Here is a 15926-nt window from a genome sequence, read left to right on the forward strand (position 1 = left end):
ATACCGCCCTTGTTCACGATTATTATAACAGGCATCCCCTCATTTGACTACCGTTCAATTTCAATGTCCGCTGAGTAGATCGAGTGAATGATGCCTTCTTCATCCTGCAGCTTTAATACGCCTTCTTCTGTAATCCCAATTGCCTTCCCTCGAATCGAGCCATTCACGGTTCGGGCCGTAATATGACGGCCAATCGAAACGGCAAACGATTCCCATTTTTCTTTGATCGATGCAAATCCGTTTTCCACATACTCTTTATAGTAGATTTCCATATTTTTAAGTATAGCCTGTACAAGCTTAGCGCGGGAGATGGTTTCTCCTTTTTCAATGGCGAGTGAAGTAGCAATGTCTTCAAGCTCAGCCGGAAATGCCTGCTGGTTTACATTCATACCAATCCCAATAATAATGGAACGGATACGGTCAGCATCCGCTTGAAGTTCTGTTAAAATACCGGTTATTTTTTTCCCGTTCATCAAAAGATCATTGGGCCACTTGATTTCTGGCGTGAGCCCCGTTACATCTTGAATAGCTTCTGCAACGGCCACAGCCGCAATCAACGTAAACTGCGGCGCTTTCACAGGCGGAAGGGTTGGCTTTAAAATAAGACTCATCCAAATTCCTGTACCTTTAGGAGAGTGCCACGCTCTGGTCATGCGGCCGCGCCCTGCTGTTTGCTCTTCCGCAATGATCAGCGTTCCTTCCTCTGATTCTTCCGCGATTTTATGCGCTTCTTTCTGTGTAGATTCTACTGTTTCTTTAAAAACAATTTGTTTACCGAGCTGGTCCGTTTGAAGACCGATTAACAATTCATTTTCGCTTACTTTATCAGGCTTCCCTGTAATACGGTAGCCCTTGTTTCGTACTGCTTCAAGCTCAAAGCCTTCCTGCCGCAGTGATTCAATATGCTTCCAGACAGCGGTTCGCGAACAGCCAATGTGATCTGCCAATGCCTGGCCGGATACAAACTCACCGTCTGCTTTTGAAAACACCTCGAGCAGCTTATGCTTTACAGAAGATTGCATGCATGCAGCCACCTTTCAATTTCCGTTCGCTCGTTTGGAACGTCGCGTGCAATAACAGCCCGCTCCGTTCGTTCAAGCACTTCTTTTATCCATGGACCCCTTGGCTTGGACGTCCATTGGATCAAATCATTTCCTGTAATAGCGAGATCGTGACGGCTTTTTATCGGAAGCGATTCAAAACGGCTGGCTGCACTGCCGGCATCCAGCTCTTTTCCTCCGGTCAGTGCGTACCCTACAGCCGCTGCGTCAACAGATGACTGGAGTCCGCCTTGAAAAAGCTGCCAATCGGTAACGCCTTTCGCTAAAAACTGAATTAACGTTCGAACACTTCGGCCGATGCTTTTAATTCTTTTTTGCGGAAGCCGCCATTGTGTTAAAAATGGGACCGGATCTTCCTCTGCACACAAGTAAGCTGCCGCTGTCCAAACCTGATCTGCTGTCAGCCCTTCAATCGGAATACCTGCCAATCGGGTAAGCGCGGCGTTTTGTCCATCCAGCCCCGGCAGAAATTGATAAAGTCCTGTTTCAATTAATACAGCCACCGCCTGGCGCTTATTGCACCCGCTAAACAGTTTGTCCATTTCGTTCAGCTTCCGCTCAACGGCGATGTGACCGAGCAGCGGCGCATGCTCGGTCATCGCTTCCTTCGTATCGTCATCCAAATGAAAAGACAACTGACTTACGAACCGGGCAGCACGCATCATTCGGAGGGCATCCTCTGAAAAACGTTCGCCTGCACGGCCTACAGTCCGGATTTTTCTCGTTTGGATATCTTCTTTTCCGCCAAAGGGGTCAATCCATTCGCCATTTTTATTCATCGCCATTGCATTCATCGTAAAATCACGGCGCTTTAAATCTTCATACAGAGAGCGGACAAACCGAACCTCGTCTGGCCGCCTGAAATCAGTATAGTCGGATTCGGTCCGAAATGTGGTCACTTCGAATCCAATACCGTTATGCAAAACGAGGATTGTCCCATGATCAATACCGACGTCAACCGTATTCCTAAACACTGCTTTTACTTCAGTCGGCACTGCTGATGTGGCAATATCCACATCATGAACAGGACGGCCCAGAAAAAGGTCCCGGACCGCTCCGCCGACAAAAAATGCTTCGAAGCCCGCTTCTTCCAGGCGTGCAATAACCGGCAGCGCCTGGCGAAAAAAAGGATGGTCAATCATAAATGGCTTCCTCCAGCAAGCTGTAATAAATACGTTCATATTGCTTTACAATATCAGATGAATGAAACTGCTCCTGAACGGTTTTCATTGACCGCTGCTTCATCCGTTCATATAAGGCTTCATTTGTCAGCAATTCGATCGCTGCCCCGCTGATCGCTTCGATGTCACCAATGGGGCGGACAAATCCGTTTTCACCGTCCTCTATCACTTCCGGAATGCCGCCTGCATTAGTTCCAATACACGGCACGCCGCATGCCATCGCCTCAAGAGCGACGAGTCCAAAGCTTTCTTTTTCTGACAGAAGAAGCTTTACATCGCTGATCGTGTATAATTCCGCTAAATTGTTTTGCTTTCCAAGATAAAGCACTTGTCCTTCAAGTCCAAGTGATTCGGCCAGCCGGCAGACAACTGTCATCTCCGGCCCATCTCCAACAAGGAGAAGCTTTGCGGGCATTTGCTCAGCAATGTTGGCAAATACTTTTATTACATCTGTGACTCGTTTGACGGCGCGGAAATTCGATACATGAATCACCACTTTTTCCTCATCTTTGATGCCAAACTCTTTCCTTAAATGGCGGGCCGTCTCAACGGGGCGGTATACACGCTCATCAATAAAGTTGTACACGGTTTCAATATGCTTATCCGGCGCGATCATCTCTTTTGTCTGCTTTACAAGCGAGTGAGAAACAGCTGTGACCGCATCCGATTGTTCAATACCGAATTTAATGGCTGGTGCCAGTGCCGAATCTGTGCCAAGCACCGTAATATCCGTTCCATGCAGCGTGGTCACGATTTTTACGTTCGACTTGGCCATCTGCTTGCCTAGAATAGCGCAAACTGCGTGCGGGATTGCATAATGAACGTGTAAAATATCAAGCTTTTCACGCTCAATCACCTCAGCCATTTTGCTTGCGAGGGCAATATCATAAGGCGGGTACTGAAAAACCGAATATTGATTGACTTCCACTTGATGAAAAAAGATATTTGGGTATACCCGATTAAGCCGAAACGGAACAGCCGATGTAATAAAATGAATGGTATGCCCCTGCTCAGCCAGAAGCTTGCCAAGCTCCGTTGCCACGACGCCTGACCCGCCCACAGATGGATAGCATGTAATACCAATGTTTAATCCCATATTTTTCTCCTGCCGATCATTCACTCTGTTCTTCAATAATACCATCAATCAATACGCGTGCTGTTCCAAGGTTTGTTGCAAGCGGAACAGAATATACATCACAAAGACGGACAAGCGCGGTCACGTCCGGCTCATGCGGCTGCGCCGTAAGCGGATCCCGGAAGAAAAAAACAAAATCCATTTCTCCCCGTGCGATACGGGCGCCGATTTCCTGGTCTCCTCCAAGCGGCCCGGATTGAAACCGATGCACATCAAGTCCTGTTTTTTCCATTACCCGCGTGCCGGTAGTGCCCGTTGCAAAAAGCGTGTGGGCACTAAACACTTCTTTATGAAGGTCTACAAATTCGATCAAGTCGTCTTTTTTCTTATCATGTGCAATCAGTGCAATATTCATTAGAATCCCCCATTAATCCAAGATATTTTCGAGACCATACACCAATGTTTTTGTTTTCATGACCGTTTCCACGCATACTTTTACGCCAGACATAAAGGATGCCCGGTTGTAAGAGTCATGACGGATTGTTAAGGACTCGCCATCCGCACCAAACAGCACCTGCTGATGTGCAATTAAGCCCGGCAGGCGGACACTATGAATATGCATGCCGTCCATTTCGGCACCGCGTGCGCCTGGAATTGTTTCTTTTTCTTCTGGATGTCCCTGGCGTTTCGGTTCACGCACTTCGCTGATCATGTGCGCTGTTTTCACGGCAGTACCAGACGGTGCATCAAGCTTTTTATCGTGGTGAAGCTCGATGATTTCTACGTCGCTAAAGTACTTCGCTGCCATCTGGGAAAACTTCATCATCAGAACGGCGCCAATGGCAAAGTTAGGGGCAATAATGCATCCAAGCTCTTTTGAGGCAGAAAGCTCTTTTAGTTCCTCCAGCTGTTCATCGGTAAAGCCCGTTGTCCCTACCACTGGACGAATACCGTGCTCAAGTGCTGTTTTTGTATGTACATAGCCGAATTCAGGTGTTGTTAAATCAATCAATACATCGGCTTGATTCTCTGAGAAGCAGTCTTTTGCGTCTGTATAAATCGGTGCTTTCGAGCCGGAAAACCCGATATCCTCCAGTGTTTCCCCGGCATGTTTTCGGTCCAGGGCTGCCACCAATTCAAATTCTGGTGTATTCATCACCATTTTAACTGCTTCCATTCCCATGCGGCCGCGCGGGCCCGCGATAATAACACGAATACTGCTCATTTTTACTTTTCCTCCTCAATTTTGGTCCAGCGGTCTTTGTCTCTTGTCTGGAATTTGTGCATGACCCGGTCGTGTGCGGTCTGCAAATCAATCTCGAGCGAATTTGCCAGACAAATGGCTACAAACAAAACATCCCCGAGTTCTTCCTCGATCGTTTTCTCTTCTTCGGATGTTTTCTTTGGTTTCTCTCCGTAATAATGGTTGACTTCCCGGGCCAGTTCGCCCATTTCTTCTGTCAGGCGGGCCATCATGGCAAGCGGACTGAAGTAGCCCTCTTTAAACTGGCCGATATAGCCGTCTACTTCTTTTTGCATATCACGCATCGATTTATCCATTTTTTTCACCACTTTCTTTCTTTTATATGTTACATATTATATAGAGGAGGTGCAATTTTTTCTTATTATTCATCCCAATAAAAAGGAGAACGTATATGAAACGCGGCATTAAATTAAAAAATGTATTTTTTATTTTGGTTGGCTCAGCTATTTTTTCATTTGGGCTTGTCCATTTTAACATGCAGAACAATTTAGCGGAGGGCGGTTTTACGGGCATTACCCTGCTATTATACAATTTATTTGAAATTGATCCTTCCTACTCGAACTTACTTCTTAACATCCCCATTTTTTTGATTGGGTGGAAACTGCTCGGCCGTGTCTCTTTTTATTATACGCTGATTGGCACCTTCAGCGTTTCCTTCTTTTTATGGATATTTCAAAACTGGCAATTTCACATTCCACTTCGGGATGACCTGTTTCTTGCCGCACTGTTTGCAGGGGTTTTTATCGGCGTGGGCCTTGGGATTACGTTTCGGTACGGAGGCACAACAGGAGGCGTCGATATTATTGCGCGGCTTGTACATAAATATTGGCAGGTAAGCATGGGCAAAACCATGTTTTTATTTGATGCGGTCGTGATCACGGCTTCTTTTTTAACATACATCAATTACCGGGAAGCGATGTACACGCTCGTTGCCGTTTTTGTCGCAGCACGTGTCATTGACTTTATGCAGGAAGGAGCATACGCGGCGCGCGGCGCGATGATTATCTCTTCTGCTCATGAGGAAATTGCGGACGAAATTAACAAACGAATGGAGCGCGGAGTGACGGTTTTAAAAGGATATGGCTCTTTCACAAAACAGGAACGCGATGTTTTATACTGCGTGGTAGGCCGAAATGAGATCGTCCGGCTGAAGAATATTATTCATGCGGTGGATCCACACGCATTTGTTTCGGTGACAGTTGTGCATGATGTATTTGGAGAAGGCTTTACTCTTGATGAAAACAAACAGCCGATTGAACGTTAAAAAGCACCGGGAAATTCCCGGTGCTTCAGGCTGTTGGCAAACGCCCGCTTTCGACGTCACTTGCCAGCTGTGAATGCTCATGACCCCAAAAAGGTCACTCCGCTTCCCAGCCGGTGGCGTTCCTAGAAAGTCAGACGTTTTCAATCAGCCTGCTTTCTTACTTTGTCTACACTCTCAAAGCACCGGGATATTCCCGGTGCTTTTTGATTAATCGTCGTTTTGAGCCATTCCCGTGTACATTAGTACGAGGCGAAGCAGCTCTAGAACGGCTACAGCAGCCGCTGCTACATAAGTCATGGCAGCCGCATTTAACACTTTGCGCGCCTGGCGTTCCTCATTGTTGCGGATAATGCCGGAAGCAACAATTTGGTCCATGGCCCGGTTTGATGCATTAAACTCTACCGGCAGTGTGATAACTTGAAATAGAACACCAGCAGCCATTAAAATAATCCCGAGCAGGAGCATATTCGTAGCGCTGGCAAAAATGCCAATCATAATGAAAATCCATGACATATTTGAGCTGAAATTCGCAACTGGAACAAGAGCGTGGCGGAAGCGAAGAAACGCATAGCCGACTTTGTCCTGAATAGCGTGTCCCACCTCATGAGCCGCGACAGCCGCTCCAGCAATGGAATGACCGTGAAAGTTATTCGGTGACAGGTTCACTGTTTTTGTAATCGGATTGTAATGGTCACTTAAAAACCCGCGTGATTCCACTACTTTTACATGCTGCAGACCATTATCGTCCAAAATGCGGCGTGCTGCTTCTGCACCAGTAATTCCCGTTGAAACGGCTACTTTTGAATACTTATTATACGTGCTTTTCACCTTAAATTGCGCCCAAAGCGGCAGCAAAATCAACAGGATAAAATAAATGATCCAAATCATCTAACTCCCTCTACCTCCGTTATGTTGTCGTATTTTGTCTTATCTTTATTTTAACGATTTATACCCCCGGGCGTCAAAGATTATGCTTGTTTTTCCGTTCTTCGTTCATACCTTTGTACTTTTTTCTGCCTGTGTATATGAGCGCTGCCATGATAACCCCGCCCGTGAGCGCAGTAACGTGAATCAGGTCTTCTTTTTTCTCAGGATTCATTTCTTCTGCTCCGCTGACTGGTACAAATATGAGAAGGAAACTCCAGATAAATGCGATAACTTTGTCCATTCTCCATCCCCCCGCCCATCTGCTTTTTTCAGTATATGCGCGGAGATGAAGGAATGATGCCGTTTCTCACCACATTAATCGCTTTGAACGTACACACACCCACCATGTGATGAAAATAGAGAGCAGACTGAGCCAAAATGTAAAATAACCAATTTCTTGAATGTATAAATCAAGCTGTGAATACACAGGATACTGCATAAAAACATAATCAATCATTTCGTTATGAACAGTCCAGACCGTAGCCGCAATCAGGTGAATCGGCTGGACCCGAAAAAATGGTGCATACAGCAGCCCCTGGACAGCCATGCCCAAATGTGAGGCGACCAGCATCCAGCCAAGCCAGGAGAGATCTCCTGTAACAAAAAGCGTCAGCCCATTCATCACAACGGCCCATATTCCGTATTTAAATAAGGTCATAACAGCGAGCGCCTGCATAAGCCCCCAGTTCCGGCCAATCAAAAGGCCGAATAAGGCGATTGTAAAAAACAAGCTCGCGGTCGGACTGTCAGGCACGAACGGAAGAAAAACAGGATCTGTCTGCTCTAACTGAGGCATGTACCATATGTATCCATAAATCGTTCCAAGTAAATTAATGATAAAAAGCACCCACATAAATGGGCGGTTTGATAAAAGAAAAAACAGCATATATATGCCTCCATGGAAAAAAAGGACTGCCCATCGAGCCGGACAGTCCCGTTCATTTGGTTTTATTTTGCTTCTAGTGTAGAAATAAATTCAGACAGCTTCTTTAAGTCTTCTTCATTTCCTTTATACATTCCCGGCGGCATGGAACCTTTCCCATTTTTCGCGATATCGGCGACTTCTTCCGGTGTCAGCCCGGTGCCGACAAGAGACGGTGCCGCCGATCCTCCTGACAATGTATCACCGTGACAGTTGATACAGCCATTTTCCTGATAAATTTTAAACCCATCAGAGTTTGTGTCGATAGCGGCTTCTTCTACAATTGCCCCCTGCGCTTCTCTTGCTTTCCAGTCTACTGCATTTACAGCTTCCCAGGTTAGAAAAATGACCGCAGCGAGAGAGAGAAGCATAAAGCCGGTTGCAAACGGGCGATCAATGGGGCGGCGCTTTGGACCACGATCAATAAACGGTGCCAGCATAAGCCCGCCAAAAGCAAGACCCGGAATAACAAAAGCACCAATAACGTTATAAGGTCCGGATGCATATGAGTATTTTAAAAGCTGGTATAAAAATAAGAAGTACCAGTCTGGCAGCGGCAGGTAGCCGGTATCTGTCGGATCTGCAACACGCTCAAGCGGTGATGGGTGAGCGATGGTCAAGCATAAATAGCCTATTAAAAACACCGAACCGACCATCCACTCTTTCAAAAGGAAGTTCGGCCAGAAAGCCTCGGTTTTGCCTGGATATTCTGAATAATCTTTCGGAATATTCGGTTTTCGTTCAGCAGGAACCCGCGAGTCTCCGACAAACTTCATTCCTTTTCCACGATGCATTGCGTTCCCCTCCTTTGAATTGGACTGAAATGGGCAAGGCCGATTTTATAATGGACCGGAAATCCCCTGCTTACGGATCATGATAAAGTGGGCACCCATTAAGCCAAGCAAAGCAGCCGGCAGGAAAAAGACATGAATAGCAAAAAAGCGTGTGAGTGTTTGTGCACCGACAATATCGGGGTGTCCGGCAAGCAGCACTTTTAATTCATGGCCGATCAGCGGCGTGGAAGCGGCAATTTCAATGCCTACCTTGGTAGCAAAAAGTGCTTTCATATCCCAAGGCAACAAATATCCGGTAAAACCGAGACCCAGCATCACAAAGAAAATTAAAACACCGACAATCCAGTTTAACTCACGCGGTTTTTTGTAAGCTCCCTGGAAGAAAACACGCAGTGTATGTAAAAACATCATGACAATAACAAGACTTGCACCCCAGTGATGCATACCGCGTACAATTACGCCAAAAGCGACTTCATTTTGAAGATAGTAAACCGATTCCCATGCATTTTTAATATCCGGCACATAGTACATGGTTAAAAACATTCCGGACAGAATTTGAATGACGGTAACAAAAAACGTCAAGCCGCCAAAGCAGTAAACAAATGCCGAGAAGTGATGAGCCGGATTCACGTGCTCAGGTACTTCATGGTCTGCAATATCGCGCCACATCGGCGTAATATCAAGACGTTCATCCACCCAGTCATAAATTTTATTGAGCATATTGTACGCCTCCCTACACGATATTGTTTGCCTGTGGTTTGCCAAGCTGAAGGAGCCCGTCTTTTTCCGCAGTCGGATAGACATCAAGCGGTCTCAACGGCGGTGTATTCGGGACATTTTTTCCGTTTTTTTCATACATGCCGTTATGGCAAGGACAGAAAAACTTGTCTTTGTGACCGCTTCCTTCCCAGCTTACCGTGCAGCCAAGATGCTTGCATATTGGAGACAATGCAACCACCTCGTTTTTATCGTTTTTGTAAACCCAGGCCGTACTTGTGACTTCCGATGTATACCATGCGTCAGTCTGCTCATAAGAAAAGTCAACGCGTACCGGTACATCTGTTAAATCAGCTACCCTTTGTTGTGTAGGATGAAAATCGCCGGCCGCTTCCCCTTTAAGCACCGGATCAACCGCAAAACGAACCATCGGCATGAGCATACCTGCCGCCATGAAACCGCCTACACCAGTGAGAGTGTAATTCAGAAACTGACGTCTTGATACAGGTTGTTTCCCCATACTTTCCCTCCCCCTTATACACTTTGCGTCGCCCGTTGTCGACTAATATATGAACATAAATATAAACTAGGACATTATTATGATAATCTATACCGGATAGCAGGTCAATAACCTCGGGATGAAAACGCTTTTTTATTGTGAAATTTTTCTGAATTATTCAATATTATCCTGCCATTTCTCTACAACCGTCTGAATAAGCTGTTTTGCCTGGTGGGAGATGAGCGAGTGCTTAACTGACTCCTCCATGTCACCAAGGGGAACAGACGGAACCAAAATGACTGAGCCGCCCAGTTCATTTTCCCTCGTACGCCACATGGAATCTGCTGTTAGAAAAAAAACGTGCTTAAACGCTGCTGAGCGTGCTCTTTCTGACCAAAGAGCAGCGTTACCTGCCATTTCCGGTACATAAGCGTACGGCGGTGTTACAACGATCCTTCCTTTAAACTGACGTTCAAGAAAATCAGCCAGAAGTCCAATAAATTCATATTGCTCAGCTGACTGCCTGAACTCTGTTCCAAAATCCAGCGGAACAAGCGGTATAAGAACCGTATCAATATAGTTTTTTTGCTGCTCAACGAGTGCAGCATCTTTCCCATTCCAATTCATTTTATCACCCTCTTTTATCATATAGCGCTTTTCTTCCGGTTGTAAATACAAGGCTATGAAAAAACGCATCCGGTCAGCAGTCGGATGCGTTTGTATGTTCCAATAATTCATTGAGCTGGTCGGTCAGCCGGAAAAAGGTTTCTTTGTCTCCACGGTCGAGCGCCTCATCAATCTGTTCTTTTAAGCGGTCGCGCTGAAAATCGTACACGCTCCATTTTAAAAATTGCTCGGCAAGCTCTTTTTCTTTTTCCGTCAGCCGAACCCGTTTTGGCATAAACGGATTTTCGACCCGTACAGCCGCATATTGATGCGACAAGTGGGCGTCTTTGAATTTTAATTCGATAAAGATATCTTCATCTTTATTTAAACGAATATCATGAAAAGACTTTTCTGCATCTGTTGTCATAATGTTGTCTTTAAAAAAGCGAAACGGTGCGCTGTCCACACAATGAGATGACATAATCATGCCTCTTGGACAGTACTGGGCGTCATCCACAAAATGCACATGTTCCATAAGCTGGTCATGGCTCATTAAATAGTTTAAAATCCAGACAGATTCTCTGCGCTTTAGCTGATAATGATTTAAAAACCAGCGGATAAAATCCTTTTTCTCATGAACGGAAACCGGAGCAGTCATCATCATCACTCCTCTGCCTTTTTTAATAGGTATCTGTATTTAAGCGTTCTACAAGTTCTGACCATTCGTCATTAAGCGGCTCTTCTTTCATTAACTTTTGGAAAATAGAAAGCGCCTGCTGGCGATGTCCGTCCTCAAGCAAGAAATAGCCGTACTCGGCCAGAAACTCTGTATTTTCATTTAAAATTGGATAAAGGTATTCATATAGTTCTGCCGCTTCTTTGTACTCCTCCAGCCGCTCTGCAGCTCTGGCTGCGTCCCACAGCAGCAAAGGCTCTGCACTGCCCGCTTCGCGGAAGACCGAAGCAATTTCAAGCACTCCTTCGTATTCTTCCTTTTTCATCAGCAATGCATTCAGTGCCAGGGCAGCCTCTGTATATTCTGGGTCCAGGGCAAGGGATTCACGAAGATGAGCCTCCCCTTCTTCTTCAAGGCCCCGTTTTAAAGCCAGCTTTCCTGCAAGCAAAAACAATTCTTTTTGATACGCATCCCGCGCAATTCCAGAACGGGCCGCTTCAAGAGCCGCTTCTAAATCTTCTTCCATTTCATGCGCGCGTGCTAAGTACAAGTAAACAGAATGATAATCAGGGTCAAGCTCTGCTGCTTCTGTTAACTTCGCTGCAGCCGTTTTGTATTGGCCTGCTTGAAAAGCAGTAAAACCATACATAAACAACGTATCAATATCTATTTTATCATCAAGGGCCTGCTCGAAGTGAGGCAGGCTTTCTTCAAAAGCACCGCCGGCACTGTATGCTTCTGCCAGGCGCTTTTGAATCGAAATGCCGGCAATCTCCTCCACGCCCGCTTCTTCAAGTTCTTTGTACTGCCGAATGGCTTCTAAAAACTTGCCTTCTTCTAAATACAGCTCCCCAAGTGCAAGCTTAATAACAGGCTCGTCCGGTTCTGCCTGTTGTGCCTGCAGGAGCTTTTGCTCGCTGACTTCATACAGACCCTGCATTTGATATAAATCGGCCAGCACGAGCAGTGATCGCGTATAAAATGGGTCACTATCATCAATTTCGTCTAAAATAAGCATCGCTTCTTCTTCACGGTCAAGTTCTACAAGCGTCTCTGCCAAAAGCAGCGATAGCTCTCCTTCTCCCGGAAAAGAACGCAGCAGCTCTTCAAACAGCTGCCTTGCTTCATCTAAAAAGCCAAGCTGGAGCAGCTGCTCCCCCAGCATAAATTGTTCTTCTGCATCACTAGAGGCGAGCACCTTTTCATATAGGGCAGATGCACCTGCCATATCTCCCTTTTCCAGGTGTGCGATCATATTTTCCGCATTGTTCATGTTTACCGCCTCTTCTTTCTCCGTCTTCGTTTCTTAATTCCTTATTTTAATCAAAGATGGTCAATCGGGCAACTTTTTGGCTTGTACTTCATGTATTCTACTTTGACCGCTATATTCCTTCTTTCCAAAACAGAAAAACGCCCTCATAAAGAGGACGCTCCTTTAACCAGTGTATTCAAATGATTAAAAAACTCAGGATATGAAACGGCAATGGCTTCATGATTCTCAAGTTCTACAGCACCATCTGTCAGCAGAGAGGCGATGGCCATCACCATACCGATTCGATGATCTCCGTGTGAAGAAACGGACCCGCCGTGAAGCGAAGACTTTCCGCGAATAATCATTCCATCATCGGTTGCTTCAATGTCTGCTCCCAGCTTTTTCAGCTCATTTACAACGGTGTCAATACGGTTTGTTTCTTTCACTTTTAATTCTTCCGCATCGCGAATCACCGTTTCGCCTTCCGCCTGCGTCGCAAGCAGGGCAATAATCGGAATTTCATCAATCAGCCGCGGAATAATAGAGCCGCCGATTTCGATTCCTTTTAATTGAGATGTTCTCACGGTAATGGTGCCCATTTCTTCACCTGATTCCGTCGTTTTCTCAATCGTTATATCTGCACCCATTTGCTTCATTACATCAATGATTCCCGTTCTTGTTTCGTTCAAGCCGGTATTTTCGAGCACGACTTCGCTATTCGGCGTAATGGCTGCTGCTACCATAAAAAAGGCAGCTGATGAAATATCTCCCGGTACATACACATCTGTTCCTTGGAATGCCTGGCCGCCATGAACGATAATCCGGTCACCCTCCCGGCGGATCTGGCCGCCAAACTGCTCGATCATTTTTTCGGTATGATCGCGCGTTGCTTCCGGTTCAATGATAACCGATTCTCCATCTGCCTGGAGCGCTGCAAAGATAACGGCTGATTTTACCTGTGCACTCGCAACTGGCAGGCGGTACTCGGCTGTATTCAACTTACGGCCGCGAATGGAAAGCGGCGTGAAACGCCCATTGTCGCGTCCGGCGATATCCGCACCCATGTTTGCAAGAGGCACTGTTACCCGGTCCATTGGACGTTTGCCGATCGACTCATCCCCAATCATCACAGAATGGAATGGGCGTCCGGCTAAAATACCAAGCATTAACCGTGTGGTTGTCCCTGAATTTCCTGTATCTAGGATGGCAGACGGCTCTTGCAGCCCTTCCCATCCTTTTCCGTGGACAATGATTTCATCATCTGTTTCATCGATTTGTACGCCAAGCTTGCGGAAGCAGTCAATCGTGCTTAAGCAATCTTCCCCTTTTAAAAAGTGGCGGACTGTTGTTCTTCCTTCTGCGAGCGCTCCGAACATAATGGAACGGTGAGAAATAGACTTGTCACCCGGCACTTCTATACGCCCGCCAAGAGACGGATTAGTAAACGTCAGTTTCATGTTTTGGACCCTCTCTTATGCTAAGAATAAATCATATGTTGTTTTCTGCTCAATGCACTGCTTGGCGCGAAGGCGGTCCCTTTCGCTTTGAAAGCTGATCACCAAAACACCGAACACATCTTCACGTGTTTCGACAATTCGAATGTTGGTGATGCTGATGCGCTCATCCGCCAGATAGCCTGTTAATTCAGAGATAACGCCCGGATAATCCGGCACATCTACGTACATTTCATAGAAAGCAGGAATAGCTCCTTTTGAAGCAGTCGGAAGGCCATCCCGAAATTTTTTCGCGTCGCTAAAATAATGGTAGAGCTTTTCTCCATTTTCTGTTTCCAAAAGAGATAAAACCCCATCCATCTCATCACGCCAGTTGGTTAATAACGATATGAGCATTTCTTTATTGTGAAGTGAAATATCCCTCCACATTTCCGGGTTTGAGGAAGCAATGCGGGTAATATCCCGGAAACCGCCGGCAGCCAGCCGCTCAATCAACGGATTGTCTTCATTGAATTTTTGAGCCTGGTGCACAAGCGAGGCGGCAATAATATGCGGAAAATGGCTGATTACACCTGTCATTTTATCGTGCTCTTCTGCTGTTACTTCTAAAATGTTTGCCCGCGTGCCTTCCAGCCATTTTCTTAAAATCGCAACGTGTTTTTCTTTCGCGGCGCCCCCTGGCGTCAGCAGGTAAAAGGCATTTTCAAATAACAGCTCTTTTGAAGCAGCGACCCCGCTTTTATGAGAACCTGCCATCGGGTGGCCGCCGATAAACACAACTTCTTTTTCTTCAAGAAGCTTGGCCCGCTCCATGATACGGCTCTTTGTGCTGCCTGTATCCGTTACCAGCACGCCTTCTTTTAGCGGGAGTCCAGCGAGGATCTCAATCATTTCCTCCGTTTTTAAAACCGGCACCGCTAAAATAATTAAGTCCGCTCGTTTGGCTCCTTCTTCAAACGAAGAAGCCTTTTCATCTATAATGTTAAGTGCTTCTGCAAGACCCAGTTCGGACTCTCGAACATCAAATCCGATAATATGAGCCTGCTCATGGGCTTTTTTTATCGCTTTTGCAAGAGATCCGCCAATTAAGCCAAGACCGGCAATAAAAATATTTCCTCTCATCGGCGCATCACCTTCTATCTTTTTACAGTTTCAGCCAAAAAGCTTTTCATTGCCTCGATAACACCTTCATTTTGTTCTTTTGATCCCACTGTAACCCGCACCGTTCCCGGAATGCCAAGAGCAGCGCCCGAGCGGACAATATATCCTTTTGACATTAAGTATTCAAACAGCTCGTTGCTGTCACAGTTGAAATCGATCAAAATAAAGTTTGCTTCTGATGGATGGAACGCAAGATTATTTTCACGGCAGAACGCATAAAACTGCTCTAAGCCTTCTTTGTTTGCTGTACGGCACTGTTCAATAAACGATTGATCCGACAGAGCCGCTGCTGCTGCCACTTGTCCGACCGAATTCACATTAAATGGTTCACGAACGGGATCAAGCTGTGCGATAAGCGATTCGTCTGCAATTCCATAGCCGACACGGAAAGCAGCTAAGCCGTATACTTTAGAAAACGTGCGCAACACAATCACATTTTTATATTCTTTAATAATTTCAAGCGCGTCATAGTAATCAGACGCTGTTACATATTCGTAGTACGCTTCATCAAGCACAACCAAAACGCCTTCCGATACCCGGTCTAAAAATCCGCGAAGCTGTACATCCGTAATATGGACACCTGTTGGATTGTTCGGGCTGCAGAGCCAGACAATAGCCGTATTTTCATCAATAGCTTGAGCCATTTTGTCCAAATCGTGCGCGCCATTCACAAGCTCTACTTCCCGTATTTCGGCACCTTCTACAATGGCATTATGGCGATACTGCGGAAATGAAGGAGTTGGCATAACCGTGTTTTTTCCGGGCTCAAGCATGGCACGGGAAAGCATTAAAATAATTTCATCCGAGCCATTTCCGAAAATCAGCTGTTTTTCGCTTACGTTTAAGAAAGAAGCAAGCTCATTGCGAAGACTCGTTGTATAACCATCCGGATAAATCGCAAATGATTCCGCGTATTCACGGATACTTTTCGCTACTCGTTCCGATGAGCCAAATGGGTTTTCATTGGATGCAAGCTTGACAACGTCCTGCAGGCCATATGCTTTTTTTACTTCATCCGTTGTACGGCCGGGCTGATATGCTTTTAATGTAAGTATTTGTTTTTTCCATTTCAT

At 45.9% G+C, this 15926-nt stretch carries 19 protein-coding genes; 1 reads left to right on the forward strand and 18 read right to left on the reverse strand.

The annotated features are described in order from the left end of the window. Positions 1-47: 47 nt before the first annotated feature. Genes RG959_RS01185 through RG959_RS01210 form a run of 6 tightly spaced genes read right to left on the reverse strand, consistent with a single transcriptional unit; the run spans position 48 to position 4877 of the window. The gene (locus tag RG959_RS01185; protein WP_342795644.1) at positions 48-1022 is read right to left on the reverse strand and encodes a biotin--[acetyl-CoA-carboxylase] ligase; all 975 of its coding nucleotides are present in this window, start codon (positions 1020-1022) and stop codon (positions 48-50) included. Then, a complete protein-coding gene (locus RG959_RS01190; RefSeq protein ID WP_342795645.1) occupies positions 1007-2203 on the reverse strand; it encodes a CCA tRNA nucleotidyltransferase in 1197 nt (398 codons plus the stop codon). Before RG959_RS01190 ends, RG959_RS01185 begins: the two co-directional genes overlap by 16 nt. Then, on the reverse strand, positions 2196-3338 hold the full coding sequence (gene bshA / locus RG959_RS01195; RefSeq protein ID WP_342795646.1) for an N-acetyl-alpha-D-glucosaminyl L-malate synthase BshA: 1143 nt from the start codon (positions 3336-3338) through the stop codon (positions 2196-2198). Before bshA ends, RG959_RS01190 begins: the two co-directional genes overlap by 8 nt. Positions 3339-3354: 16 nt before the next feature. Beyond that, positions 3355-3732, reverse strand: a complete 378-nt coding sequence (locus tag RG959_RS01200; RefSeq protein ID WP_342795647.1) for a methylglyoxal synthase — start codon at positions 3730-3732, stop codon at positions 3355-3357. A 12-nt stretch (positions 3733-3744) separates the two neighbouring features. Beyond that, entirely contained in the window at positions 3745-4542 is a 798-nt protein-coding gene (gene dapB, locus RG959_RS01205; RefSeq protein WP_342795648.1) for a 4-hydroxy-tetrahydrodipicolinate reductase, read from the reverse strand. 2 nt (positions 4543-4544) lie between these two features. Continuing rightward, positions 4545-4877, reverse strand: a complete 333-nt coding sequence (locus tag RG959_RS01210) for a nucleotide pyrophosphohydrolase (RefSeq protein ID WP_315695401.1) — start codon at positions 4875-4877, stop codon at positions 4545-4547. Positions 4878-4972: 95 nt separating this feature from the next. Here RG959_RS01210 and RG959_RS01215 point away from each other — a divergent pair, with 95 nt between their 5' ends. Then, positions 4973-5845 carry a YitT family protein gene (locus tag RG959_RS01215; protein ID WP_342795649.1) on the forward strand — a complete coding sequence of 291 codons (873 nt, stop codon included), beginning with the start codon at positions 4973-4975 and terminating at the stop codon, positions 5843-5845. A gap of 207 nt (positions 5846-6052) precedes the next feature. Here RG959_RS01215 and RG959_RS01220 read toward each other — a convergent pair whose 3' ends face one another. The 12 genes from RG959_RS01220 to hisC form a co-directional block, all read right to left on the reverse strand. Continuing rightward, positions 6053-6733 (reverse strand): zinc metallopeptidase, encoded by a 681-nt coding sequence (locus RG959_RS01220; protein WP_342795650.1) that lies wholly within the window; start codon positions 6731-6733, stop codon positions 6053-6055. Between the two features lie 73 nt (positions 6734-6806). Then, the gene (locus RG959_RS01225; protein ID WP_342795651.1) at positions 6807-7013 is read right to left on the reverse strand and encodes a sporulation protein YpjB; all 207 of its coding nucleotides are present in this window, start codon (positions 7011-7013) and stop codon (positions 6807-6809) included. A gap of 66 nt (positions 7014-7079) precedes the next feature. Continuing rightward, the gene (gene lhaT, locus RG959_RS01230; RefSeq protein ID WP_483298843.1) at positions 7080-7664 is read right to left on the reverse strand and encodes a lipoprotein heptaprenylglyceryl N-acetyltransferase LhaT; all 585 of its coding nucleotides are present in this window, start codon (positions 7662-7664) and stop codon (positions 7080-7082) included. A gap of 56 nt (positions 7665-7720) precedes the next feature. After that, positions 7721-8488: a menaquinol-cytochrome c reductase cytochrome b/c subunit gene (locus RG959_RS01235; protein WP_342795653.1), complete on the reverse strand. Its 768-nt coding sequence runs from the start codon at positions 8486-8488 to the stop codon at positions 7721-7723. A 45-nt stretch (positions 8489-8533) separates the two neighbouring features. Continuing rightward, the gene (gene qcrB / locus RG959_RS01240; RefSeq protein ID WP_046173709.1) at positions 8534-9208 is read right to left on the reverse strand and encodes a menaquinol-cytochrome c reductase cytochrome b subunit; all 675 of its coding nucleotides are present in this window, start codon (positions 9206-9208) and stop codon (positions 8534-8536) included. 13 nt (positions 9209-9221) lie between these two features. Further along, positions 9222-9725, reverse strand: a complete 504-nt coding sequence (locus RG959_RS01245) for a Rieske (2Fe-2S) protein (RefSeq protein WP_342795654.1) — start codon at positions 9723-9725, stop codon at positions 9222-9224. 153 nt (positions 9726-9878) lie between these two features. Continuing rightward, positions 9879-10331 carry a YpiF family protein gene (locus tag RG959_RS01250; protein WP_342795655.1) on the reverse strand — a complete coding sequence of 151 codons (453 nt, stop codon included), beginning with the start codon at positions 10329-10331 and terminating at the stop codon, positions 9879-9881. Positions 10332-10404: 73 nt separating this feature from the next. After that, positions 10405-10968, reverse strand: coding sequence for a ReoY family proteolytic degradation factor (locus RG959_RS01255; protein ID WP_251270915.1), 564 nt, complete (start codon positions 10966-10968; stop codon positions 10405-10407). 22 nt (positions 10969-10990) lie between these two features. Then, entirely contained in the window at positions 10991-12259 is a 1269-nt protein-coding gene (locus tag RG959_RS01260) for a tetratricopeptide repeat protein (protein WP_342795656.1), read from the reverse strand. Positions 12260-12402: 143 nt separating this feature from the next. Then, positions 12403-13695 carry a 3-phosphoshikimate 1-carboxyvinyltransferase gene (gene aroA / locus RG959_RS01265; protein ID WP_342795657.1) on the reverse strand — a complete coding sequence of 431 codons (1293 nt, stop codon included), beginning with the start codon at positions 13693-13695 and terminating at the stop codon, positions 12403-12405. A 15-nt stretch (positions 13696-13710) separates the two neighbouring features. Next, complete coding sequence (locus RG959_RS01270) at positions 13711-14814, reverse strand: prephenate dehydrogenase (protein WP_342795658.1); 1104 nt, start codon at positions 14812-14814, stop codon at positions 13711-13713. Positions 14815-14828: 14 nt separating this feature from the next. Continuing rightward, positions 14829-15926, reverse strand: a complete 1098-nt coding sequence (gene hisC, locus RG959_RS01275) for a histidinol-phosphate transaminase (RefSeq protein ID WP_342795659.1) — start codon at positions 15924-15926, stop codon at positions 14829-14831.

Source organism: Domibacillus sp. 8LH (assembly GCF_038806185.1).
GTDB classification, from domain to species: domain Bacteria; phylum Bacillota; class Bacilli; order Bacillales; family Domibacillaceae; genus Domibacillus; species Domibacillus indicus_A.